This is a genomic window from Allobosea caraganae, from assembly GCF_003351345.1.
Classification (GTDB): domain Bacteria; phylum Pseudomonadota; class Alphaproteobacteria; order Rhizobiales; family Beijerinckiaceae; genus Allobosea; species Allobosea caraganae.
The window spans coordinates 202,877-226,300 of the sequence record NZ_QQTO01000012.1 but is presented as its reverse complement, the minus strand read 5'-3'; the positions used below and the strand labels follow the sequence as shown (position 1 = coordinate 226,300).

The 23,424-nt window shown below is 68.0% G+C and carries 21 protein-coding genes; 8 read left to right on the top strand and 13 right to left on the bottom strand.

All coding sequences use genetic code 11. The annotated features are described in order from the left end of the window. Window positions 1-56: 56 nt before the first annotated feature. A complete protein-coding gene (guaD, locus tag DWF00_RS06680) occupies window positions 57-1,361 on the top strand; it encodes a guanine deaminase (protein ID WP_245973770.1) in 1,305 nt (434 codons plus the stop codon). On the opposite strand, the gene DWF00_RS06675 is transcribed toward guaD, so the two are convergent. From DWF00_RS06675 to DWF00_RS06645, 7 genes are all read right to left on the bottom strand, one after another. Beyond that, entirely contained in the window at window positions 1,358-2,215 is an 858-nt protein-coding gene (locus DWF00_RS06675; RefSeq protein WP_114830650.1) for a D-amino-acid transaminase, read from the bottom strand. The genes guaD and DWF00_RS06675 overlap by 4 nt on opposite strands. Before the next feature lie 204 nt (window positions 2,216-2,419). After that, a complete protein-coding gene (locus tag DWF00_RS06670; RefSeq protein ID WP_114830649.1) occupies window positions 2,420-4,054 on the bottom strand; it encodes an ABC transporter ATP-binding protein in 1,635 nt (544 codons plus the stop codon). Between the two features lie 93 nt (window positions 4,055-4,147). After that, window positions 4,148-5,269 carry an ABC transporter permease subunit gene (locus tag DWF00_RS06665; RefSeq protein WP_114830648.1) on the bottom strand — a complete coding sequence of 374 codons (1,122 nt, stop codon included), beginning with the start codon at window positions 5,267-5,269 and terminating at the stop codon, window positions 4,148-4,150. Window positions 5,270-5,272: 3 nt separating this feature from the next. Then, window positions 5,273-6,193 (bottom strand): ABC transporter permease subunit, encoded by a 921-nt coding sequence (locus tag DWF00_RS06660; protein WP_114830647.1) that lies wholly within the window; start codon window positions 6,191-6,193, stop codon window positions 5,273-5,275. Window positions 6,194-6,324: 131 nt separating this feature from the next. Continuing rightward, window positions 6,325-7,926 carry a peptide ABC transporter substrate-binding protein gene (locus tag DWF00_RS06655; protein ID WP_114830646.1) on the bottom strand — a complete coding sequence of 534 codons (1,602 nt, stop codon included), beginning with the start codon at window positions 7,924-7,926 and terminating at the stop codon, window positions 6,325-6,327. 171 nt (window positions 7,927-8,097) lie between these two features. After that, on the bottom strand, window positions 8,098-9,222 hold the full coding sequence (locus DWF00_RS06650; protein WP_114830645.1) for an alpha/beta hydrolase family protein: 1,125 nt from the start codon (window positions 9,220-9,222) through the stop codon (window positions 8,098-8,100). Between the two features lie 105 nt (window positions 9,223-9,327). Then, complete coding sequence (locus DWF00_RS06645) at window positions 9,328-11,622, bottom strand: NADP-dependent malic enzyme (protein ID WP_114830644.1); 2,295 nt, start codon at window positions 11,620-11,622, stop codon at window positions 9,328-9,330. Window positions 11,623-11,824: 202 nt separating this feature from the next. On the opposite strand from DWF00_RS06645, the gene DWF00_RS06640 reads away from it, so the two are divergent. Together DWF00_RS06640 and DWF00_RS06635 are read left to right on the top strand one after the other, a co-directional pair. Beyond that, complete coding sequence (locus DWF00_RS06640; RefSeq protein ID WP_114830643.1) at window positions 11,825-12,115, top strand: toxin-antitoxin system TumE family protein; 291 nt, start codon at window positions 11,825-11,827, stop codon at window positions 12,113-12,115. Continuing rightward, on the top strand, window positions 12,108-12,467 hold the full coding sequence (locus DWF00_RS06635) for an HVO_A0114 family putative DNA-binding protein (protein WP_147283736.1): 360 nt from the start codon (window positions 12,108-12,110) through the stop codon (window positions 12,465-12,467). Before DWF00_RS06640 ends, DWF00_RS06635 begins: the two co-directional genes overlap by 8 nt. A gap of 39 nt (window positions 12,468-12,506) precedes the next feature. Here the strand turns inward: DWF00_RS06635 and DWF00_RS06630 are convergent, their stop codons facing one another. Then, a complete protein-coding gene (locus DWF00_RS06630; RefSeq protein WP_038361355.1) occupies window positions 12,507-12,743 on the bottom strand; it encodes an Lrp/AsnC ligand binding domain-containing protein in 237 nt (78 codons plus the stop codon). Window positions 12,744-12,793: 50 nt separating this feature from the next. Continuing rightward, window positions 12,794-13,618 (bottom strand): alpha/beta hydrolase, encoded by an 825-nt coding sequence (locus DWF00_RS06625; RefSeq protein WP_114830641.1) that lies wholly within the window; start codon window positions 13,616-13,618, stop codon window positions 12,794-12,796. 146 nt (window positions 13,619-13,764) lie between these two features. On the opposite strand from DWF00_RS06625, the gene DWF00_RS06620 reads away from it, so the two are divergent. The 3 genes from DWF00_RS06620 (at window position 13,765) to DWF00_RS06610 (ending at window position 17,215) form a co-directional block, all read left to right on the top strand. Further along, window positions 13,765-14,763 (top strand): asparaginase, encoded by a 999-nt coding sequence (locus DWF00_RS06620; protein ID WP_114830640.1) that lies wholly within the window; start codon window positions 13,765-13,767, stop codon window positions 14,761-14,763. Between the two features lie 101 nt (window positions 14,764-14,864). Beyond that, complete coding sequence (locus tag DWF00_RS06615) at window positions 14,865-16,562, top strand: SulP family inorganic anion transporter (protein ID WP_245973769.1); 1,698 nt, start codon at window positions 14,865-14,867, stop codon at window positions 16,560-16,562. Window positions 16,563-16,600: 38 nt separating this feature from the next. Continuing rightward, on the top strand, window positions 16,601-17,215 hold the full coding sequence (locus tag DWF00_RS06610; RefSeq protein WP_114830639.1) for a ParB-like protein: 615 nt from the start codon (window positions 16,601-16,603) through the stop codon (window positions 17,213-17,215). Between the two features lies 1 nt (window position 17,216). On the opposite strand, the gene DWF00_RS06605 is transcribed toward DWF00_RS06610, so the two are convergent. From DWF00_RS06605 to meaB, 3 genes are all read right to left on the bottom strand, one after another. Next, window positions 17,217-18,593, bottom strand: coding sequence for a TIGR03808 family TAT-translocated repetitive protein (locus DWF00_RS06605; protein WP_114830638.1), 1,377 nt, complete (start codon window positions 18,591-18,593; stop codon window positions 17,217-17,219). A gap of 67 nt (window positions 18,594-18,660) precedes the next feature. Beyond that, window positions 18,661-19,272 carry a pyroglutamyl-peptidase I gene (locus DWF00_RS06600; RefSeq protein WP_245973777.1) on the bottom strand — a complete coding sequence of 204 codons (612 nt, stop codon included), beginning with the start codon at window positions 19,270-19,272 and terminating at the stop codon, window positions 18,661-18,663. Window positions 19,273-19,302: 30 nt separating this feature from the next. After that, window positions 19,303-20,277 carry a methylmalonyl Co-A mutase-associated GTPase MeaB gene (gene meaB / locus DWF00_RS06595; protein WP_114830636.1) on the bottom strand — a complete coding sequence of 325 codons (975 nt, stop codon included), beginning with the start codon at window positions 20,275-20,277 and terminating at the stop codon, window positions 19,303-19,305. Window positions 20,278-20,474: 197 nt separating this feature from the next. On the opposite strand from meaB, the gene DWF00_RS06590 reads away from it, so the two are divergent. After that, window positions 20,475-21,641 (top strand): alpha/beta hydrolase, encoded by a 1,167-nt coding sequence (locus tag DWF00_RS06590; protein ID WP_114830635.1) that lies wholly within the window; start codon window positions 20,475-20,477, stop codon window positions 21,639-21,641. A 141-nt stretch (window positions 21,642-21,782) separates the two neighbouring features. Further along, window positions 21,783-22,775 (top strand): alpha/beta hydrolase, encoded by a 993-nt coding sequence (locus DWF00_RS06585; protein WP_114830634.1) that lies wholly within the window; start codon window positions 21,783-21,785, stop codon window positions 22,773-22,775. Window positions 22,776-22,877: 102 nt separating this feature from the next. Here the strand turns inward: DWF00_RS06585 and DWF00_RS06580 are convergent, their stop codons facing one another. After that, complete coding sequence (locus DWF00_RS06580) at window positions 22,878-23,336, bottom strand: Lrp/AsnC family transcriptional regulator (protein ID WP_114830633.1); 459 nt, start codon at window positions 23,334-23,336, stop codon at window positions 22,878-22,880. Window positions 23,337-23,424: the final 88 nt, after the last annotated feature.

Here is a 23,424-nt window from a genome sequence, read left to right as displayed (position 1 = left end):
GCCGAAAGCTTTGATTTAGTGCAGATATGACCTCGATTTAAGCCGGAGCCGCGCCCGTGACCGAGAAAGCCACCATTCGCGCCCTTCGCGGCAGATTGCTCTGGTTCGTCGATGATCCGGAAACGGCCGGCGAGGCGGCGCATCGCTATGTCGAGGATGGTTTGCTGGTGTTGTCCGGCGGGATGATCCAGGCAACTGGCGAAGCGGCCGAGTTGCTGCCGACGCTGCCGGCGGGCACCGAGATCGTCGATCATCGCCCGCACCTGATCATGCCCGGCTTCATCGACGCCCATCTGCACATGCCGCAGACCCAGGTGATCGCCTCCTATGGCGCGCAGCTGATGGAGTGGCTGAACAAATACACCTTCGTCGAGGAGCAGAAGCTGGCCCAGCAGGGTCATCCCGAAAAGCTGACGCGCTTCCTGCTCGACGAGCTGCTGGCGAGCGGCACCACGACCGCGGCGGTCTATTGCTCGGTCCATCCGCAATCGGCCGAGGCCTTCTTCGCCGAATCCGAGCGCCGCAACACCCGCATGATCGCCGGCAAGGTGATGATGGACCGCAACGCCCCGGCGGCGCTGACCGACACGGCCGAAACTGGCTATGCCGACAGCAAGGCGCTGATCGAGCGCTGGCACGGCCGGGGCCGCCAGCTCTACGCGATCACGCCGCGCTTCGCCGTGACCTCGACGCCGGAGCAGATGCGGCTCTCCGGCCAGCTCGCGGCCGAGCATCCCGATTGCTACGTCCAGACCCACATCAACGAGAACCAGGCCGAGATCGCCTTCGCCCGTGAGCTTTACCCCGATTCCGACGATTATACCGGCATCTACCAGGATTTCGGCCTGCTCGGCGCCAAGAGCCTGATGGGCCATTGCATTCACAACACCAAGCACGAGTGGCGTGCCTTCGCCGAGGCCGGCGCAGTCGCGGTGTTCTGCCCGACCTCGAACCTGTTCCTTGGCTCCGGCCTGTTCGACTGGGCCCGCGCCAAGCGCGAATGCGTGCGCGTCGCCGTCGCCACCGATATCGGCGGCGGCACCAGCTATTCGATGCTGCGGACCATGGCCGAGGCCTACAAGATCCTGCAATTGCAGGGGCAGTCGCTCTCGGCCTTCGGCTCGCTGCATGCGATCACCCGCGGCAACGCCGTCGCGCTCGGGCTCGACCACCTGATCGGCACGCTGGAGCCGGGGACGGAGGCGGATGTCGTCGTGCTCGACCCCGCCGCGACGCGGGTGATGGCGCACCGGCTGGAGACGGCGCGCGACCTGGCGGAGGAGCTCTTTGTGCTCGTCACGCTTGGCGACGAGCGCAATGTCGTGGCGACTTATGTCGCGGGAGAGCGCGCGGGCGCCTAGCCCAGCGCGCCGCCCTTCTTGGCGAAGTCGAGATAGATCTCGCGCAGCCTGATCGCCGTCGGGCCGGGCGCACCGTTATGGATGGTGTGGCCGTCGATCTGCACCACCGGCATCACCAGGCTGGTCGCGGAGGTGATGAAGACCTCCTCGGCGTCGAGCGCCTCGTCCAGCGTGAAGGTTCGTTCCTCGAAGGTGAAATCGGTCTCGCCGATATAGGCCAGCACCGCCTTGCGGGTGATGCCGGGCAGGACCTTGTTGGAGAGCGGGCGCGAGATCAGCGTCTTGCCCTTGACGATCCAGGCGGTCGAGGAGGCGCCTTCGGTGACGACGCCGTCCTCCACCAGCCAGGCCTCCTGCGCGCCGCTCTCGGCGGCGAACTGCTTGGCGAGCACCGGCCCGAGCAGGTTGACGCTCTTGATGTCGCGCCTGGCCCAGCGCAGGTCCGGGCAGGAGACGACCTTGATGCCGGTCTTGGCCGCCGGCGCGCTGCTCATGTTGCGCTCCTGCGTGAACATCACCAGCGTCGGCGTCGCGTCAGTCGGGAAGGCGAAGTCGCGATCGGCGGCGCCGCGCGAGACCTGCAGGTAGATGCCGCCCTCGTCGAGCGAGTTGCGCTTGATCAGCTCCTCGTGGACCGCGACCAGCTCGGCCTTCGACCAGGGCAGGGCGAGCCTGATCTCGCCGCAGGAGCGCTCCAGCCGGGCCAGATGCGCCTCGCAATCGACCAGCTTGCCGCCGATCACGGCCGAAACCTCGTAGATGCCGTCGCCGAAGATGAAGCTGCGGTCGAAGATCGAGATCTTGGCGTCTTCCTCGGGGAGATAGGCGCCATTGACGTAGACGGTGCGGCTCATCGGTGCGGTCTCTTCATGGGGAACACACCTTCCTAGAGCATGGCGGCTTAACGTGGAACCAACGTCGGCGCGGGTGAGCAGTTCAACACGCGAGGGCGCGGGGAACCCTCTCCTGTAAGGAGAGGGCAGGGTGAGGTGTCGGCCAGAGCACCAGTGAAACCCGGCGGGGACGGCGGTCAGGTCACGGCTGCGGCGTCAAACGGCCTACACCTCACCCAACCCTCTCCTTACAGGAGAGGGCTCCCGCACCTCCTTGATCGAAGCCGCGAGCAGTCGGCGCGTATAGGCCTCGCGCGGCGCCTCAAAGATCGCCTCCGTCGGCCCACCTTCGATCACGCGCCCATCCTTCATCACCATCAGCGTATCTGCCATGGCGCGGACCACGGCGAGGTCGTGGCTGATGAAGAGATAGGACAGCGCGTGCCGCGTCTGCATGTCCTTGAGCAGCGCGACGATGCTCTTCTGCACGGTGCGGTCGAGCGCCGAGGTCGGCTCGTCCAGCACGACCAGCGCCGGGTTCAGGATCATGGCGCGCGCGATCGCGATGCGCTGGCGCTGGCCGCCGGAGAACTCGTGCGGGTAGCGGTTGCGCAAGGCCGGGTCGAGCGAGACCTCGGCAAGCGCCTCGGCAGCGCGCCGGTCGCGCTCGGCTCGGTTGAGCTGTGGCGCGTGCACCAGCAGCCCCTCGCCGACGATCTCGCCCACCGTCATGCGCGGCGAGAGCGAGCCGTAAGGGTCCTGGAACACCGCCTGCAGGCTGCGCCGCAGCGGCCGCATCGCGGCGCGGTCGAGCGGCTCCAGTGCCCGGTCCTCGAAGCGGATCGTACCGGTGGAGGGCATCAGCTTCAGCAGCGCCCGGCCGAGCGTCGATTTGCCCGAGCCGGATTCGCCGACGATGCCGATGGTCTGGCCGCGCCGGAGCGTCAGGTCGACGCCGTCGACCGCATGCAGGACGAAGTGCTCGCGCCGGAAGATTCCACGCGAAAGATCGAACGAGACGCGGATGTTTTTGGCATCGAGCAGCACCGGCGCATAGGGCGGCACCGGCGGCTTGCGACCCTCGGGCTCGGCAGCGACGAGCTGCTGGGTATAGGGGTGGGCAGGGGCAGCGAAGAGCGTCTCTGCCGGGCCGCTCTCGACGACCTCGCCATCCTTCATCACATAGACGCGCTCGGCATATCTCCGGACCAGTCCGAGGTCGTGGCTGATCAGGATCACGGCCATGCCGAGCCGCTGCCGGAGGTCGGCGATCAGGTTGAGGATGTCGGCTTCGATGGTGACGTCGAGCGCCGTGGTCGGCTCGTCGGCAATCAGGATGTCCGGGTCGTTGGCCAGCGCCATCGCGATCATCACCCGCTGGCGCTGGCCGCCGGAAAGCTCGTGTGGATAGGCGTCGAGCCGTGCTTCGGGGCGAGGAATTTGGACGAGCTTCAGCAGTTCCAGCGCCCGGGCCCGCGCCGCTTGCCGCGACAGGCCCTGGTGCCTGCGCAGGGGCGCCGCGATCTGCGTGCCGATCCTGAACAGCGGATCGAGCGAGGTCATCGGCTCCTGGAAGATCATCGCGAGCTTGCGGCCGCGATAGGCGTTGAGCGCGGCCGGTTTCAGCCCGAGCAGCTCCGTGCCGCGATAGCGCACCGAGCCGGTGGCCTCGCCATTGCTGGCGAGCAGCCCCATCGCGGCCATGACGCTCTGGCTCTTGCCGGAGCCGGATTCGCCGACGATGGCGACGAACTCGCCGGGGTTGATGTCGAGATCGATGCCGCTGACGGCCTCGACCATGCCGTCATTGGTGCGGAAGCGGACGCGCAGGTCTCGGACGGCGAGGATGGCGTCTGCCATCAGACGCCACCTTGTGAGGCCGAGGCGCGGGGAACCCTCTCCCACACGGGAGAGGGGATCCCGCGCCCTTCTCGGATACGATTGCTTCCCACCTCAGCGATCCCTTGGATCGAGCGCATCGCGCAGGCCGTCGCCCAAAAAATTCAGCGCAAACAGCGTCGTCACCAGGAAAGCAGCCGGAAAGGCCAGCATCCACGCTGCGCCCTCAATGGCTCTCGCCCCGTCCGAGATCAGCACGCCCCAGCTCGTCATCGGCTCCTGCACGCCGAGCCCGAGGAAGGACAGGAAGCTCTCCAGCAGGATGACCTTGGGCACCAGCAGCGTGACATAGATGATCACCGGCCCGAGCGTGTTGGGGATGATGTGGCGCGTGAGGATGTCCCGCGTCGGGACGCCGAGCGCCTCGGCCGCCAGCACGTAGTCCTGCCGCTTGATCGAGAGCGTCTGGCCGCGGACGATGCGGGCCATGTCGAGCCATTCGATCGCGCCCACGGCCAAAAACATCAGGACGAAGTTCCGGCCGAAGAACACGACGAGCAGGATGACGAAGAAGATGAAGGGCAGGGCGTAGAGTACGTCGACGATGCGCATCATCAGCATGTCGATACGTCCGCCGAGATAGCCCGCCGCCGCGCCGTAGACGACGCCGATGACGAGCGCGACCCCGGTCGCGAGCAGGCCGATGGCGAGCGAGACGCGGCCCGCGATCAGGGTGCGGGTGAGCAGGTCGCGGCCATTGCCGTCGGTACCGAACAGGAAGCGAAGGTGCTCGACCGGGACCTCCAGCGAAAGCCTGCGGCCGTCCTCGGCGGTGGCGAGAATTTTGGGTGTGCCGAACATGTCGGAGCGATCGAAATAGACCAGCAGGCGCTGGTCGATCGGCCGCGGCGCGGACAGGGTCAGCCGCACGGTGTCGCCATTGACCGCAATATCGCTTGGCGTCGCGCGAATGCGGGCTGCGACGCGCTGGACGGCGGCCGGGATGGCCTCAGCCGTCGGGCGGCTCTCGAAGCTCGCCGGCGTGCGGACATAGTCCTGATAGGCGTGGTCATAGGCATGGCCGGTCAGCCACGGCCCGATCAGGCAGGCGAGCGCGATCAGGCCGAGCACGATCAGGCTCGCCATCGCCGCGCGGTTGCGCTGCAGCCTCGTGGCTGCGTCCTGCCAGAGTGAGCGGCCGGCAATGGGCGGGGAGGCGAGGGCCTGGTCGCTCATCGCTCAGCCCAGCCTGACGCGCGGGTCGAGCAGCGCATAGATGAGGTCGACGACCAGGTTGAAGGCGAGCACGAAGATCGCGACCACGACGACCGTGCCCATCACCAGCGTGTAGTCGCGGTTGAGCGCGCCCTCGACGAAATAGCGGCCGATGCCGGGAATGGCGAAGATGTTCTCGACCACGACCGAGCCGGTCAGCAGCGCCGCCGCCGCCGGCCCGAGATAGGACACGACCGGCAGGGCTGCGCCGCGCAGCGCGTGCAGTGCGATGGTCGTGGCCGGGAGCCCCTGCGCCCGCAAGGTGCGGATATGGTTGGCGCGCAAGGTCTCGATCATCGAGGCCCGCGTCATCCGCGCGATCACGGCGATCTGCGGCAGGGCCAGCGTCACGATCGGCAGGATGGTGTTGCGCACCGCGCCATCGTTCCAGCCGGCGACGGGGAGCCAGGCCAGCGTCAGGCCGAAGACGATCTGCAGCACCGGCGCCACGACGAAATTCGGGATGGTGATGCCGGCCGTGGCGAAGCCCATCACGGCATAGTCGGCGCCCTGGTTCTGGCGGAAGGCGGCGAGCACGCCGAGCGGCCCGCCGATGGCGAGCGCCAGCAGCAGCGCCGAGGCGCCGAGCCGCATCGAGACCGGCAGGCCCTGCCTGAACAGCTCGGCGATGGTGAAGTCGCGGAAGTAGAAGGACGGGCCGAAATCGCCGCGGAGCAGCGCGCCGAGATAGGTCAGGTATTGCGTGTAGAGCGGCTGGTCGAGCTGGTAGATGCGGCGCAGGTTCGCCATCACCTTGGCCTCCAGCGGCTGCTCGAGGTCGAACGGCCCGCCCGGTGCGACGCGCATCAGGAAGAACGACAACGTCACCACCACGAGCAGCGTCGGGATCGCGGTCAGCAGGCGGCGGAGGATGAAGGGAAGCATGGGGTTCTCTCACCCTCGCGCGTCATCCCGGGCGGCCGAAGGGCAACCCGGAATCCATCGCAGGGCGATGCATTCTACGATGGATCCCGGCACTGCGCTTCACTCCGGCCGGGAGGGCGGCGCGGTGATGGCTATGGCTTCAGGCTCAGGAACCGCGTCGGCAGCGCGCCGCGCAGGTTCTGCTGGAAGCCGACCAGCTTCGGCGAGACCAGGTTCTTCGAGGAATAGAACATCAGCGGGATCCATGGCACCTCGATGGCGAGGATGCTGTCGGCCTCGCGCAGGATCGCGGCGCGCTTGGCGAGGTCGACCTCGTCGGCCGCCTGCCGCATCAGCGCATCGAAGGTCGGGTTGTTGTACTTGCCGGAGTTGAAGCCGGTATTGTCGCTCTGGAACAGGAAGAGGAAGTTCTGCGGGTCGGAATAATCGCCGATCCAGCCGTAGCGCGCGATGTCGAAATCGCCGCCGTCGCGCAGGAAGGCGAAATGCGTCTTGCCGTCGGTGTTGATGAAGCTGGTCTCGACGCCGATCGCCTTCCACTGCTCGGCGATGGCGATCACGGTGCGGCGGTTATTGTCGGTGGTGTTGTAGCGCAGTTGGACCCTGAGCGGCACGCCCGGGCCGAAGCCGGCATCGGCCAGCAGCTGCTTCGCCCTGTCCTCGCGCTCCAGCGGCGAGGCGTTCTTGAAATCGGCTTCCGCCGCCATGCCGTAATTGCCGATATTGGGCGGGATCACGCCATAGGCCGGCAGCATCGTGCCACCCCAGATTTCGTCGGCCAGGAATTCGCGGTCGATCACCATCGAGAGCGCCTGGCGCACGCGGATGTCGTCGAAGGGCTTCTTCGACGAGTTGATGATCAGGAAATAGGTGCCGAGATAGGGCGCGACCTTGACCTGGTCGCCGAACTTTTCGCGCAGCTGCTTGACCTGGTCGGCCGGGATGTCGCTCGTCATGTGCAGCTCGCCGGCCTGGAAGCGGCGCACGGCCGAGGCGAGATCGGGCGTCGGGTAGTAGATCACCGTGTCGATCTTGACGTTGGCGGCGTCGTGGAAGGCCGGGCTCTTCGCCAGCTTGATGTGCGAGTTCGGCACGAACTCCTTCAGCACATAGGCGCCGTTCGAGACCCAGTTCTCCGGCTTGATGAACTCGCTGCCGAATTTCTGCACCGAGGCCGGGTGCACCGGCAGGCCGGTCTGGTGCGTCAGCAGCTCAAGGAAATACGGCGTCGGCCGCTCCAGCTTGATCTCGACGGTGCGCTCGTCGATTGCCGAGACGCCGAGGTCCTCCAGCCGCTTGTTGTCGGCCGCCTTGTTGATCTTCTCGGCGTTGAGGACGGGATAGAGGATGTTGGCGTATTTCGCGCCGGTCTCCGGATTGATCATCCGCCGCAGCGAAAAGACGAAGTCCGAGGCGAGGACCGGGTCGCCATTCGACCATTTGGCGTTGGCGCGCAGCTTGAACGTATAGGTCTTGCCGTCCGGGCTCATCGTCCAGCTCTCGGCGACGCCGGGCACGACCTCGCCCTTCATGTCGTGGATGACGAGGCCCTCGAACAGGTCGCGCAGCAGATGCGCCTCCGAGACGGTCGAGGTCTTGTGCGGGTCGAGCGTCTCCGGGTCGGAGTCATTGCCGCGGTTGAACACGATCTCGGCGAAGGCCGAGGTCGCCGTCGCGAGGGCGAGCAGGGCTGCCAGCGCCAAGGGCGCGGCGCGGCGCGTGATCGCGAGCATGGCGAAACTCCCCTTGGGCAGATGGCCCGCCCGTTCCTGACATGACCGTGGGAGAGTAGAGCGCGCGATTCGCCGCCTGCCAAGGCTGAAAGCTCGGGAGGGAAAACTAGCCTGTATAGTCTTGCGGCTGGTGTTCAACCTGCAATGCCGGCGCCTCAACCGGAGATTGCCTCACTCGGGCAGCACCAGCCGGTCGTTCTCGAAGGCGACGACGCAGTCCCGCCAGGTTTTGCCGCAATCGCTCAGGGCGCCCGTCCTGGCGCGGTCGAGCGTGTCGGCGCCATACCAGAAGCGGAATTGCTTGTTCGAGCGGCTGAGCGCCATCGCCTTCTCGCCGGGCGCGGCGAAATAGCGCTCGAATACGTCGGCGCGCGTGGTCAACCCAAGCTTGGCGAAATGCTGGCGCGCTTGCGCCGGAGACCAGGTCGGCAATTGCCAGGCCCGCAGCGAGGCGTCCATCTCGCGCAGCCAGGCCAGGCGAGCCTGGCTATGGCGGAAGATCAGATGGCCGCGCGGCTTGGTCTCCGGCAGCTCGACGAACCGGACATTGCCGCCCGCGTCCAGCGCCGCGCTGCGCATGCGGTCGACAAGGCCGGGCGGAAACAGCTCGTCGTTCCTGGCGTAGATCCAGAGCTGCGGCGCCGCGCCCGGCTGCTGGAAACCCTTCACCACCTCGACGAGCGCGTCGCGGCTCTTGTCGACGCAATTGTCGATGCTGAGGCCGCCGGCGATGTTGATGATGCCGCGCAGCCCGGGCGGCTTCTTCCTGGCGAGCGCCAGCACGGCCGCCCCGCCGGCGGATTCGCCGATGGCGATGGCGCGGGCCGGGTCGACGTCGTCGCGCTTCTGCAGGGCCTGGAGCGCCGCTTCGAGCTCGTCGGCGTCGGAGTTGAACACCGGCGCGAGGTTGAGGTTCGCGCAGGAGGTCGAGGACGGGTAGGGCCCGTCGGACTGGCCGAAGCCACGCCGCATCACCACCGCCGCGAGCCAGCCGCGGCGGGCGAAGTCGCGCGCCACCGTGGCATAGCTCGACGCCCGCAGGTCGCCCATGCTGATGCTGCTCGACGATTTCCCGTGGGTGATCAGGACCAGCGGCAGGCGTCCCTGCGCGCCCTCGGGCCTGACGATCAGCGCCTCCAGCCGGACGTCGCGCTGGTCGAGCCTGATGCGGAGGAAGGTGTCCTCCTGCCGCAACGGCTCCTGCGCGGCGGCGAGGCCGGCGCCGAGGGTGACGAGGCCAAGGATGACGAAGCAGAGGCCGGCCGACCTCGCAACGAGCCGCAGGGCGGCAAGCATGTCCTTCTCCCCTTGCGCGTCACGGACGCTTGCCGCTGCTTTTGGCCTGCGCGTGCCCCAAGGGCAAGGCCGCGCAGGCAAATCGGCGTCGCAATCTCGCGGGTGCTAGGCCTTCTTCGCCGCGCGCTCCTGCGCCTCGACCACCGCGACCGCCGTCATGTTGACCACGCCGCGCGCCGTGACGTTGCCGGTGAGGATATGGGCGGGCTTGGCGGCGCCGATCAGGATCGGCCCGACCGGCAGCGCGTCGGCCAGCACCTTGGCGAACTGGTAGGCGATGTTGGCGGCGTCGAGGTTCGGGAAGATCAGCACGTTCGCCACGCCCTTGAGGCGCGACGACGGCAGCACGCGCTCGCGGATCATCTCGACCAGCGCGGTGTCGGCCTCCATCTCGCCGTCGCATTCGAGTTCGGGCGCGCGCTCCTGGATCAGGCAGGCCGCCTTGCGCATCTTCAGCGCGGAGGGCGTGTCGGCCGCGCCGAAATCGGAATGCGAGAGCAGCGCGATCTTGGGCTCGATGCCGAAGCGCGCGACGTGGCTCGCCGCCAGCACGGTCATGTCGGCGATCTCCTCGGCCGTCGGATCGTGCTTCACATGCGTGTCGGCGAGGAAGAAGGCGCCCTTGTTGGTGATGATCAGCGTCATCGCCGAGATGTCGCGTACGCCGGGCTCGAGGCCGATGATGTCCTTGATGTGCCTGAGGCGGGACATGAAGCGGCCTTCGAGCCCGGTGATCATCGCGTCGGCCTCGCCGCGCGCCAGGGCCAGCGCCGCGATCACGGTGTTGTTGGTGCGTACCAGCGAGCGCGCCGCCTCGGGCGTGACGCCGCGCCGCCCGGCGATCTCGAGATAGGTCTGGACGTAGTCGCGGTAGCGCGGGTCGTCCTCGGGGTTGATCAGCTCGCAGTCGACGCCCGGCCGGATCGTCAGGCCGAAGCGTTTGACCCGGCTCTCGATCACGCTCGGGCGGCCGATCAGGATCGGCACCGCCAGGCCCTCTTCGAGCGCGACCTGGGCCGCGCGCAGCACGCGCTCATCCTCGCCCTCGGCGTAGATCACGCGCTTGGGGTCGGCCTTCGCCTGGGCGAAGAGCGGCTTCATGATGAAGCCGGAGCGGAAGACGAAGCGCGACAGGTTCTCGCGATAGGCCTCGACGTCGATCAGCGGCTTGCGCGCGACGCCGGTCAGCATCGCCGCTTCGGCGACGGCCGGCGCGATGCGCAGGATCAGGCGCGGGTCGAACGGGTTCGGGATCAGCGAGGTCGCCCCGAATGTCGTGGATTCCCCGCCATAGGCGCGTGCCGCGATGTCGGAGGTCGCCTCGCGCGCCAGCGCCGCGATGGCGCGGACGGCGGCGAGCTTCATCGCCTCGTTGATCGTCGTCGCCTGCACGTCGAGCGCGCCGCGGAAGATGTAGGGGAAGCACAGGACGTTGTTGACCTGGTTCGGATAGTCGGAGCGCCCGGTGCAGATCATCGCGTCCGGCCGCGCCGCCAGCGCATCCTCCGGCGTGATCTCGGGGTTGGGGTTGGCGAGCGCCATGATCAGCGGCTTCGGCCCCATGCGCTTGGCCATCTCGGGCTTCAGCACGCCGGCGGCGGAGAGGCCGAGGAAGATGTCGGCGCCGTCGATGACGTCGTTCAGCGTGCGCGCCTGCGTCTCCTGCGCGAAGGCCTCCTTCCAGCGGTCCATCAGGGCGGTGCGGCCCTTGTAGACCACGCCCTCGATGTCGGTGACCCAGATGTTGCCGCGGTTGACGCCGAGCTCGACCAGCAGGTTGAGGCAGGCGAGCGCGGCGGCGCCGGCGCCGGAGACGACGATCTTGACCTCGCCGATCTTCTTTCCGGCAAGGTCGAGCCCGTTCAGGATCGCGGCGCTGACGATGATCGCGGTGCCGTGCTGGTCGTCATGGAAGACCGGGATGTTCATCCGGGCCTTGAGCTGCTCCTCGATCTCGAAGCATTCCGGGCCCTTGATGTCCTCGAGGTTGATGCCGCCGAAGGTCGGCTCGAGCGCGGCGACGACCTCGACGAATTTCTCGATGTTCTTCTGGTCGACCTCGATGTCGAAGCAGTCGATCCCGGCGAATTTCTTGAAGAGGACGGCCTTGCCCTCCATCACCGGCTTCGAGGCGAGCGGGCCGATGTCGCCGAGCCCGAGCACGGCGGTGCCGTTGGTGATGACGGCGACGAGGTTCTGGCGCGCGGTCAGCTCGGCCGCCTCGGACGGGTCGTCGACGATCGCCTCGCAGGCGGCGGCGACGCCGGGCGAATAGGCGAGCGCGAGGTCGCGCTGGTTGCCGAGCGGCTTGGTGGCCTGGATCTCGATCTTACCGGGGCGGGGGGTGCGGTGATAGACCAGCGCGCCCGAGCGCAGATCCGACGACAACGTGCTTTTCATTGCTGGCTTCCCCGACTCCGTGGCGCTCGCGCGCTCTTCCGGCAAGCGAGGTCGCGCGGAAAGGGGGGGCTCGTCAAGCTTCCGTGACGGAACAATTCCTTGGTGCGCATGCTGCTCGCCGGCTGGCAGTGCTGAGCATTGGGGCGGTTGGCTTGCTGAAGTCTGGGTGGTACGAGCGCTCGATCTATGTTAGAGAGAACATATGTCTGCGGCGCCATTGGTGAGACTCAAGCGGATCCTCGCCGATGGCAGCATTATCGAAATGCGTGTCTGGCGGCTTCCCGGGGCAACCGTCGAGCGGCCTCACGGGCTGAAATACTCGCTGTTCTACGGGAGGCCCGGCGAGCGCATCGTTGCCTATGACAACGAGGCAGGCAAAGGCGATCATCGGCACCTGCGCGAGCGCGAGGAGCCCTACCGGTTCGTCAGCATGGAAAAGCTGATCGCCGATTTCGAGCGGGACGTGGCGAGGGAGCGTGGCGGCGATGCGTGAGCTGAAGATCCATGTCGAAGACACCGGTGAGTTCTTTCGCCGCGCAGCCGATCTGGCGCGGCGCCTCGATGCCGGCGAGCGCGAGCTGAGCGAGGCTCATCTGAGCTTCGATGGGCTCGACCTGCTACTCAGGACGATGACCCACAACCGCTGGGCGTTGCTGCGGAGCTTGCGGCAGCGCGGAGCGAGCTCGATCCGCGCGCTCGCGGCTGCCCTCGGCCGCGACTACAAGGCCGTCCATTCGGACGTGACGGCGCTCATCGAGGCTGGGCTGATCGAGCGCGACCAGGCTGGCCTCATCAGCGTGCCCTGGAGCCGGATTTCGGCCGAACTCGACCTGGCCGCGGCTTGAGCAACGGTCCCTTGCCGGCTGTCTTGGGTTGGCGCCTGTTCAGAACGCCTTGAACGTGATGATCGTGTGCGTGTCGGCGATCTCGGGGATCGACTGCACCTTCTGCGCGACGAAATGGCCGATATCGACGTCGGCCGCGACATGGAACTTGGCCAGGATGTCGTAATTGCCGGCGGTCGAGTAGATTTCCGAGGCGATCTCGCGGTCGGCGAGTTCGCTGGCGACCTCATAGGTCTTGCCGAGCTTGCATTTGATCTCGACGAAGAAGGTCTGCATCGCGCGCTCCGAATATCCTGCGCCCTTGGATAGAGGCTCCGGCGGGAAGATCAAGCGCCTGCGAGTTCGGCGAGGCGCCGGCTCATCGCACTCTCGGGATCGGGCAGGCCGGCGAGCACGGTGAAGTGGTTGGCGCCGTCGATCTCCTCGTAGCGCGTCCTGACGCCCTCCAGCCCCCAGACATCGGTGAGGCGGCGGCTCTGCTTCAGGTACTCGTCGCTCTCGGCGCCGCCGACGACGGCGTCCATCGTCAGCCCCGATGGCGCCGGCCAGAACAGCGGGCTCTCGCGCTCGGCCGATTCCATGGTCAGGCCGAGCGCCTTGTTCAGGCTGGTCTCGGTCAGAGGCTTCAGGTTGTAGAGGCCGGAGATGCCATAGGCCGCCCGTACCAGCTGGTCGGGCAGGTCGGGATCGACGTTCTTCCAGTCGGTCGCGAGCAGGCAGGCGGCGAGCTGGCCGCCGGCGGAATGCCCGGCTGCGACGATCGGCAGGTTGTATTGCCGCCACAACGCCGCGGCCGCCTGCTGCATCTCCCAGACGATGTGGCCGAGCTCGACCTGCGGGCAGAGGTCATAGCCGGCGACCGCGACCGGCACGCCGCGCAGATTGGCGCCGCGCGCCCAATGCGAGCCGAAGGAGGGATCGAGCGCTTGCCAGTAGCCGCCATGGATGAGCAGGACCAGAGCGTCACCCTTCGTGACCTGCGGCTTGAACAGGTCGTAATATTGCCGCGCGCTCGGGCCGTAGGAGATGCCGAGCTCGCAGAAGGCGCTGGCGCGATAGGCCGCCGCGTCGGCCGCCCAGCCGGCGATGATGCCGGGATGCTCCGGCACCCGGGCGCGGTTATTGTACTCGGTTTCGTAGTCGGGCTGCATGCGGGCTCGGTCTGCGCTATTGATCGGCGTCGTTGATGACAGGCGCCGCCAGTTTGCGCCACGGCTTTTGACAGGTCGAGCCGCAAACGCCACAAGGCCGCGCGCCGCACGCTCATGGCAGGCACTGGCCAATCCCGGAGACCATCATGGACAATCCCGTACTCGCCGAGGTGACCCGCGGAAACACGGTCGAATCGCGCCATCGCGGTTCCGTGATCGTGCTCGATGCCGATGGCGGCGTGGTGCTCTCGCTTGGCGATGTCGAGCGGCCCGTCTTCCCGCGCTCGGCGGTGAAGGCGATCCAGGGCCTGCCGCTGCTGGAGAGCGGCGCGGCCGACCATTATGGCTTGACCGAGCCCGAGATCGCGCTCGCCGTCTCCTCGCATTCCGGCGAGCCGCTCCATGCCGAAACCTCGCTCGGCATGCTCCGGAAGGCCGGCCGCGACGCCGGCTGCCTCGAATGCGGCGCGCATTGGCCGATGAACGAGGCCGCCGCCCGCGCCATGGCTCGGGACGGACAGGAGCCGAGCGCGCTCAACAACAACTGCTCGGGCAAGCATGCCGGCTTCGTCTGTCTCGCCTGCGGGCTTGACGAGGACCCCACCGGCTACGTGAAACCCGGCCATGCCGTGCAGCAGGCCGTGCGCGCCGCGCTGGAGGAGGTGACCGGCGCCAGGCACTCGTCCGACCACATGGGCACCGATGGCTGCTCGATCCCGAGCTATGCCGTGCCATTGACCGCGCTGGCGCGCGGCTTCGCTCGTCTGGGCACGGGGCAGGGCCTTGGCCCGAAGCGGGCGGAGGCTGCGGCCCGCATCCGCAAGGCCGTCGCGGCGCATCCCTTCATGGTCGCCGGCACCGGCCGCTTCGACACCCGCGTGATGGGCCTGTTCGGCGAGCGCATCTTCATCAAGACCGGGGCGGAAGGCGTCTATTGCGGCGCGATCCCCGAACTCGGGCTTGGCATCGCGCTGAAATGCGATGACGGCGCCGGCCGTGCCGCCGAGGTCGCGATGGCCGAACTGATCGCGCGCCTTCTGCCGATGAGCGGGATGGAGGCGGCCGAATTCACGCCGATGCGCGAGAGCCTGCTGAAGAACTGGAACGGCATCGAGGTGGGCCGGGTGCGCGCGGCTCAGTTCTGAGCCCCTCACGGGGTGACTCCGGCCTTGAATCGGTCATGAATTGGCGTCCCTCATGGCGCTGAGGCTTGAGCCGGCTATCGGTTTGCCTCGGGACGATGGACATGCCGATGGAGCCGCCCGCCCGCGCGACCATGAAACCCGCCCTAGGCGGGATGCTGCGCAGAGACGGACTTAGCCGCGACATCGTCGCCGGGCTGACCCTGGCGGCGATCACCATTCCCGAGCAGATGGCGACGGCGCGGCTCGGCGGCTTTGAGCCGCAGCTCGGCTTCCTCGCCTTCGTCGCCGCCACCATCGGCTTCGCCCTGTTCGGCGCCAGCCGCCTGCTGACGGCGGGCGCGGATTCGACGATCACGCCGATCTTCGCCGGGGCGCTGGCGACGCTTGCCGCGAGCGGCGTGAACCTAGGAACGACCGCGCCGCTGCTGGCTCTGTTCGTCGGCGCGTTGCTGGTGATCGGCGGCCTGCTGCGGCTCGGCTGGGTTGCCGACTTGCTCTCGACGCCGGTCGTCACCGGCTTTCTGGCCGGCATCTCCCTTCACATCCTCGTGTCGCAATTGCCCGGCCTGTTCGGCGTTCCCGGCGGCGGGCACGAGGTCGTCGGGCAGTTGCAGGCGATTTACGCCCATGCCGGTGCGATCAACCCCATCTCGACCGCAATCGGCCTCGGCGTCCTCGTGATCATGCTGGTCTGCGAGCGCATTTCGGCGCGCCTGCCCGGCGCGCTGATCGCGCTCGCGTTGGCGACGGTCGCGGTCCCGCTCTTCAATCTGGAGGCGCGCGGCGTCGCCGTGCTCGGCGCGTTGCCGGCAGCGGTGCCGCGGCTTCCCGGCTTCGCGCTCGACTGGGGCGTGATCCGCCAATTGCTGCCGCTGGCGCTGGTGCTCTGCCTGATCGTGATGATGCAGGGCGCTGCCGTCAGCCGCTCCTTCCGCGATCCCGATGGCGGCGATGCCAACGTCGACCGCGACTTCCTCGGCCTCGGCGCGGCCAACCTCTTCGCGGGGCTCGCCGGCGCCTTCCCGGTCAATGCCAGCCCGCCGCGCACGGCTGTGGTCTCCGAGACCGGCGGCAGCACGCAGCGCGGCGCGCTGCTCGCCGCGGCGATCATCCTGGCGCTCGCGCTCGCCGGCGGCTCGCTGCTGGCCAAGGTGCCGCAGGCGGCGCTGGCGGGCGTGCTGCTCTTCGTCGCCCAGCGCATCTTCCGACTCGGGACGATCCTCGCCATCGCCCGCCAGGCCCCGGCCGAATTCGCGCTGATCGTGCTGACCGCGCTCGGCATCGTCCTGCTGCCGATCGAGGCCGGCGTCGCCATCGGCATCGGCATCTCGCTGCTGCACGGCGTCTGGATGACGACGCGCAGCCGGCCGATCGAGTTCGGCAAGATCGCCGGCACGACGATCTGGTGGCCGCCGGAGCAGGGCAGGCCGCTGGAGCCGGTGCCGGACGTGCTCGTCGTCGGCTTCCAGGCGCCGCTGCTCTTCGCCAACGCCAACAGCTTCCGGCAGGCCATGCTGGCGCTGCTCGAAAGCCGGCGCCCCGCCATCCTCGTGCTCGAGGCCAGCGGCGTCGCCGCGATCGACTACACCGCCGCCCAGGCGCTGGGCGACGTCGTCCGCGGCTGCCGGGCGCAGGGCGTCGCCTTCGCCGTCGCCCGGCTGGAATCGGTGCGCGCCCGCGCGGCGCTGCAGCGGCTCGGCATCATGGCCGAGATCGGCCCCGACCATCTCTTCCACAGCGTCGAGGAGGCGGTCATCGCCTTGCGTGCGACGCTGCCAACCGAGGCGGGCAAGCCATGAAACCCGCTCCCGACTGCGCCTGAAAGGTCGCTGCGCCGATGTCCCGCGAGCCTCTCCTCAAGCCCACCGCCATCACCGAATTGCGCCCGACGCAGATCTCCGTCGGCATGCGCGAAGTCGCTGACAAGCGCGCCCATTGGCGCGACGAGAGCGCCCAGAAGGAATCGGAATATCTCGGCCGCCACATGATCCCGGTCGTGCTCGGGCCGAAGGGGCGGCCCTACCTGATCGACCACCACCATCTCGCTTTGGCGCTGCATCTCGAAGGCGAGAAGCATGTGCTGACCACGGTCGTCAGCGATCTCAGCCGCCTCGACAGGGAGGCCTTCTGGATCTACCTCGACAGCCGCGGCTGGATGCACCCGTTCGACGCGAAGGGCCGGCGGCGCAGCTACGAGGACCTGCCGAACTCGATCAGCGACATGGTCGACGATCCCTACCGCTCGCTCGCCGGCGCCTTGAGGCGGGCCGGCGGCTTCGCCAAGGACACGACACCGTTCAGCGAGTTCCTCTGGGCCGATTTCCTGCGCCGGCGGATCAAGCCCGCCGCGATCAAGCGCGATTTCGACAAGGCGCTCGACCGCGCCATCGCCGAGGCCAAGACTCAAGCCGCCGATTACCTGCCCGGCTGGAGCGGCCCGAGCGACGATTGAACTAACCCACCGCGTTGTTCTCGACCCTGATTCCGGCCGCGCGCTTGTCGGGGCCCTGGGTCAGGTCACCGGTGACGATCTTGCCGTATTCGGTGCCGAGCACGGCGCCGAGCTTGGCGTCGGCGATGATGTTGTTGGCGATCAGCGCGTTGCGCTCCTTCGGCACCACCGAGACCGAAATGCCGATCCCGGTCTTGCGCACCATGTTGCCGGTGCAGACAAGGTTGCGCATGCCCCAGGACCAGCCGAGCGAGATGCCGATATCGCTGGCGCCCTCGATGACGTTGCCGGTGATCGCAGCCTCGGCCTCGACATGAACGCCCATGCCGCCGACCAGCTCCTTGCCCTTCGGCGCAAAGCCCTTCTGGGCGTTGCGGATGATGTTGTTGGCGAAGACCGAGAGCCGCCCGCCATGGTCGAGATTGGTGATGTTGGCGCCCTGAGCGCAGTCCTCGACCAGGTTGTTGCTGATGATCGCGCCCTCGAAGGCGAACTCCGAATAGAGCGCCGTCTCGCCGCAGCGCCGGCCCTGGTTGCCGATGATCTGCACGCCCGAGCCGGAATTGTTGCGGATGAAGGTGAGCGCGCAGTCGCGCAGCGTGTTGCCCTCGATGATCACGCCGCCGGCCTTGAACAGGCTGATGCCGTTGCCGTTTGGCCCGTCGCCGCCGGCATCGGAGCGGATGCGGTTGAGCCGGTTGCCGCGGATCAGCGACTGCTCGTCGCCGGCCTGGCTGCGCCAGAGCTGGATGCCGTTATTGCCGCAATCCTCGACCTGGTTGCCCTCGATCGAAAGCCCGCGCGAGTCGAGCGAGAACAGGGCGGATTCGCGCATCGAGCGGAAATGGTTGGTCTCGATGCGGCCGGCCGTGCGATTCAGGATCAGGCCGACCGAGCCGGCATTGGCGAAGTCGCATTCGCTCAGAGCGAAGTCCAAAACCTCGTCCGCGGAGAGCAGCCCGTCGCGCTGGCTGGTGCGGATGTCGAGCCCGTCGAGCCCGATCCCGCTCACCGCCGCGCGTTTGATCCGGCGGCCGACCAGCAGCGGCCCGGCCTGCGCCGCGACGAACTGCGTCGCGCCGGGCACGCCGATCAGCCGTGCGCCTTCGGGCAGGACGACATTGGCGATGCGATAGCGGCCGGGCGCCACGATCAGCGGCGCGCTGCGCTTGGCCGCTTCGAGCAGGGCGTTCTGCAACAGCTTCGACTGGTCGTCGGTTGCGCCGGGGCGCAGGCCGAAATGGCTGGCCTCCAGTCCGAACGAGCCGAGCGGCAGCGCGGCCGCGGTCTTCGCTGCCTGCGCCCAGGCCGGGCCGCCGATCAGCGCGCCTGTGCCAAAAAGAGCCGTCGCCAGCAGCGAGCGCCGCGAAACATCCATGGTGACCTCCGTGAGGTCGCGACGCTTCAAATGGCGTGCCGGGCCGGCCTGTGCCGTTGCGAGACGGCTAACGGCCGGCGCGGGCCATGGCGGCGCCGATCTCTGCCAGTGCAGCCACAAGCGCCGGCGTAGCAGGCCGGAACGCCGCGACCTTGCCCTTCGGCTTGCGCCCTGGCCCTGGCCGCAGCCATGGCACGTGGACGAACAGCACCGGCACGCCCTCGCGCCCGGCCGTGGCCAGGCTCACTGCGTAGCTGGCATCGCAGAGATAGCGGCCGGCGCTCGGCGAGAGCCGCACGTGCAGACCCTGCCGCCGCAGGGATGCGAGCGCGCCTTCCGGGTTGGCGGTGGTGCGGGCGGGCAGGGCGCCGGCGCCGCTGCCGGCCGGAATCTTGCCCGTTGCATCGACATGCAGCCGGCTCGAACGTCCGCGTGCGAACAACTCGACCCGGATGAAGCGCGCCCGCGCCGCCAGCCCGAGCATCAGCACGGCCTTCGGACGGGTCTCCGTGAGGTGCTTGCGCAGGGTCGGCAGCCCGCCCGCATAGCTGGTCTCCAGCACCAGCGCCTCGGCCCTGAACGAGGCGTTCAGCCGCCGCGCCACCTGCCGGGCGAGCGCGGTCGTCGGATTGATCCGGACATGCGGGAAGGGGCCGAAGCCGGTGACCAGGATATCCACGCTCAACGCATCCTCCTCATAGCCCGCCGCTCAAAGCCCGAGCGCCCCAGCGATCTCGTCGGCTGCGGCTGTCGGCGCCATCTCGCCGGCTCCGACAGCCGCCTCCAGCGCCGGTATCCGCGCCTTCAGCGCCGGATCGTGCCGCAAGCGGGCCTGCAGCCTGTCCTCGACCATCGCCCACATCCATTTGACATCCTGCCTGCGGCGCTTCTTGGTGATCAGCCCGTTGGTCTCGTGTCGGGTGCGATGATCCCTGATCTTGGCCCAGAGCCCGTCGAGCCCATCCCCGGTCAGGCCCGAGATGGTCACGACCGGCACCGACCACACCATGGAGGCCGGCGCGAGGATGTGCAGCGCCGCCTGATACTGCGCCGCTGCCGCCCGCGCCGCGATCGCGCCGTCCCCATCGGCCTTGTTGACCGCGATCATGTCGGCGAGCTCGATGATGCCCTTCTTGATGCCCTGCAGCTCGTCGCCGGCATTGGGCAGCATCAGCACCAGGAAGAAGTCGGTGAGGTCGGCCACTGCCGTCTCGGACTGGCCGACGCCGACGGTCTCGACCAGGATGACGTCGAACCCCGCGGCCTCGCACAGCAGCATGGTCTCGCGCGTCTTGGCTGCGACGCCCCCTAACGTGCCGGAGGAGGGCGAGGGCCGGATATAGGCGTTCGGATCGACCGCGAGCCGCGCCATCCGGGTCTTGTCGCCGAGGATCGAGCCGCCGCTGCGGCTGGAGGAGGGATCGACCGCCAGCACCGCGACCTTGTGGCCGAGGCTGGTGAGATAGGTGCCGAGCGCGTCGATCGTGGTCGATTTGCCGACGCCGGGGACGCCGGTGATGCCGACGCGGATCGCGCCGCCGGTCTTCGGCAGCAACCTCTGGATCAGCGCCCGCGCCTGCTCGCGGTGGTCGGCCCGGCGCGACTCGGCCAGCGTGATGGCGCGGGCCAGCGCGGCCCGGTCCCCGTTGAGAATCGCATCGCCAAGGGCGCTGACATCGACCATCCCCGGCACCTAGAGCATGGTGCGAAAAAGTGGGAACCGGTTTTTCGCGTAAGCCATGCTCTAACTTTTTGGCGACGATCACGACGTGATCTAGCAAGCCTTGCGCCTGTGCGGAAGGCGCAGGGAGGGCGATTGCGTCATGACTGTGTCACGCCAGCCTCTTGAACATCGTCTTCTTAGGTGAGACGAGATACTCCATGTGGCGCACGGCGTTTCAGTTTCGTTTGGTGATGGCGTTGCTGGCCCCGCTCGCGCTTGGCGCTTGCGGTGGGCCGCCGCGAACCTTGGCGCTCAGCACGATCACCTCCGACGAGGTCGAGGGCAAGGTCACCATCTACGTCGCGACCACGCGCGACCCGGCCGATGAGCCGCAATATTTCACCGGCGAGCGCGGGCTCAAGCTGTCCTTCGCCAAGGTCGACATCACCGTCCCGCGCGGCCACAAATCCGGCGAGCTCGAGCTGCCGGACAGCTATAGCAGCGCCAACCCGGCCAAGCATTTCGCCGTGAGCTCGGTTCAGCGCATGGAGCCCCCGGTCATCCTGGCCGATGTCCGCAGGGACGTGGCGCGGCGCCCGGCGAATGAGCGCGACGTGCTCGTCTTCGTCCACGGCTACAACACCAATTTCGCCGACGCCGCCTATCGCTTCGCCCAGATCGTCTACGATTCCGGCTTCAAGGGCGTGCCGGTGCTGTTCACCTGGCCGTCGCGCGCCGAACTGCTCGCCTATCCCTATGACCGCGAGAGCACCTTCTACTCGCGCGACTTCCTCGAGATGAACCTCAGGGCGATCTCGAAGGATATCGGCGCCGGCAGGATGGACATCCTGGCGCATTCGATGGGGACGCTGCTGACGCTGGAGACCTTGCGCCAGGCGGCGATCCGCGGCGATGGCAGCTTCGGCGGCAAGCTGCGCAACGTCATGCTGGCGGCGCCCGACGTCGATCTCGACGTGTTCAAGATGCAGATGCGCACGATCAAGCGCCCGGTCACGGTCTTCGTCTCGGCCGATGACCGCGCGCTCGACTTCTCGCGCCGCTTCGCCGGCGGCAAGATCCGCCTCGGCGCGCTCTCCGCCAACGACAAGCAGGACATCGCCGACCTCGAGAAGCTCGGCGTCGACCTGATCGACCTGTCCGACGTCTCGACCAGCGATTCGCTCAACCACGGCAAGTTCGCCGCCTCGCCCAAGGTGGTCGCGCTGATCGGCAAGCGTCTCCAGGCCGACAGGGGGATCGCGACGCGCGGGCCGGGCTTCGGCGACCGGCTCGGCGACATCGCCGGCGGCGTGATGGGGACCGTCGGCGGCACGATGGAACTGGTCGTGACCGCGCCTGCCGCGATCGTCGGCGGCGTCAAATAGCGCGCTCTGCCGGCAGCGGCGAGCGTTGCCGCCAGGACACGCTCGCCGGGCTTCGTAAATTTGCTTTGCCGGTGCCGCATTCTGGCCGCGTTGCGCCCGCCTTAAGGGCAGTTCCTCATTCCGATCCGAATCCCGCACCCAATGCCGTCCCGTCGCTTTGTCCTGCTCGCCCCGCTGATGTCGCTCGCGCTCGCCGCCTGCGCGCAGACCGAGGCTGCCGTCTCGCCCTTCGAGGAACCGACCCGGGCCGATGCCTCGGCGCTCGGCAAGGAGCCGATCCTACTGGTCGCGACGACGCGCAAGCCCGTCGGCGACCGCAGCCCCTTCTTCGGTTCGGAGCGCGGCTCCGGCCTGACCTTCGCCGAGATGCGCCTGTCGCCGCCCGGGCGCGGCATCGTCGGCCAGGTAGCCTCGACCGTGAGTGGCGACTGGGCCGTGCTCGGAATGGTCAAGGAGACGTCGAGCAGTCCGGCGCAGCGCTTTGCCGAGGCGGTCACCGGCCGCGACGTGCTGCTCTACATCCACGGCTTCAACGAGACCTTCGAATCCGCCGCGACCAATGCCGGACAGCTCTCGCACGCGCTGCATTTCCAGGGCCGCACGGCGCTCTTCACCTGGCCGTCGAGCGCCAGCCTCTGGGGCTACGGCTATGATCGCGAAAGCGCGCTCTGGTCGCGCGATGGCCTCGTGCAGACGCTGCGGGCGCTGGCTGCGAACCCGACCGTAGGCCGCATCCACCTCGTCGCCCATTCGATGGGCTCGTTCCTGACGCTGGAGGCGCTGCGGGAGCTCAGGGATACGCCGGAGGTCGCCGCCCATCTCGGCGCCATCGTGCTCGCCTCGCCCGATGTCGACATCGACGCCTTCGAGCAGACGGTGACCAAGCTCGGCTCGCTGGCGCAGCGCATGACCCTGATCGTCGATCCCGGCGACCGGGCGCTGGCGATCTCCTCGCGCATCGCCGGCGGCATCGCGCGCGCCGGTTCGGCCGAGCGCTCGCGGCTGGAAGCGCTCGGCGTCCGCGTCGCCGACACCTCGGGCCGCGGCTGGAGCGTGCTGCGGCACAGCCTGTTCCTGTCGAATAGCGGCGTCACGCAGGTCGTGGCGCGGGCGGTCGAGCGCGCCGGCGGTTAGGGCCACTGGAACCACGCCCTCATACTGGAGCCACAGCCCTCATCCTTCGAGACGCCGCCAAAGCGGCTCCTCAGGATGAGGGCTGAGGTATTCTGGCGTTGGTCAGATCGGCGGCAGGCCGATGCGCTTCTTGATCGTGCCGAGGGCGAAGTTCGACTCGACCGACTGGATGCATTTCAGCCGCGTGATCTTCTGCTTCAGGAAGCGCTCATAGCCCTCGATCCCGTCGGTCAGCACGCGCAGCAGGTAGTCCTGCGAGCCGGTCATCAGGTAGCACTCGGCCACCTCGTTCCAGCTTTCGACCGCCTTCTCGAACTCGGCGATGTTGTCCTGCGTCTGCTGAGACAGCCGGATCGAGACGAAGACGCTGAAGGGCAGGCCATAGGCCTTGGGGTCGACGATCGCCGAATAGCCCTGGATCACGCCGCTCTCCTCCAGGCGCTTCAGCCGGCGCAGGCAGGGCGTCGGCGACAGCCCGATCTTCTGCGACAGGTCCTGGTTGGTGATGCGGCCATCCTCCTGCAGGAGGGCGAGCATGCGGCGGTCGGTCGTATCGAGCATAGGCTGCTCCTCAGTGCGGGCGTTTGAGCAGAAAGCTGCACAACGAGCCTCTACGACGATCGTGATCGGTCATGCAATGCCGTCGGGA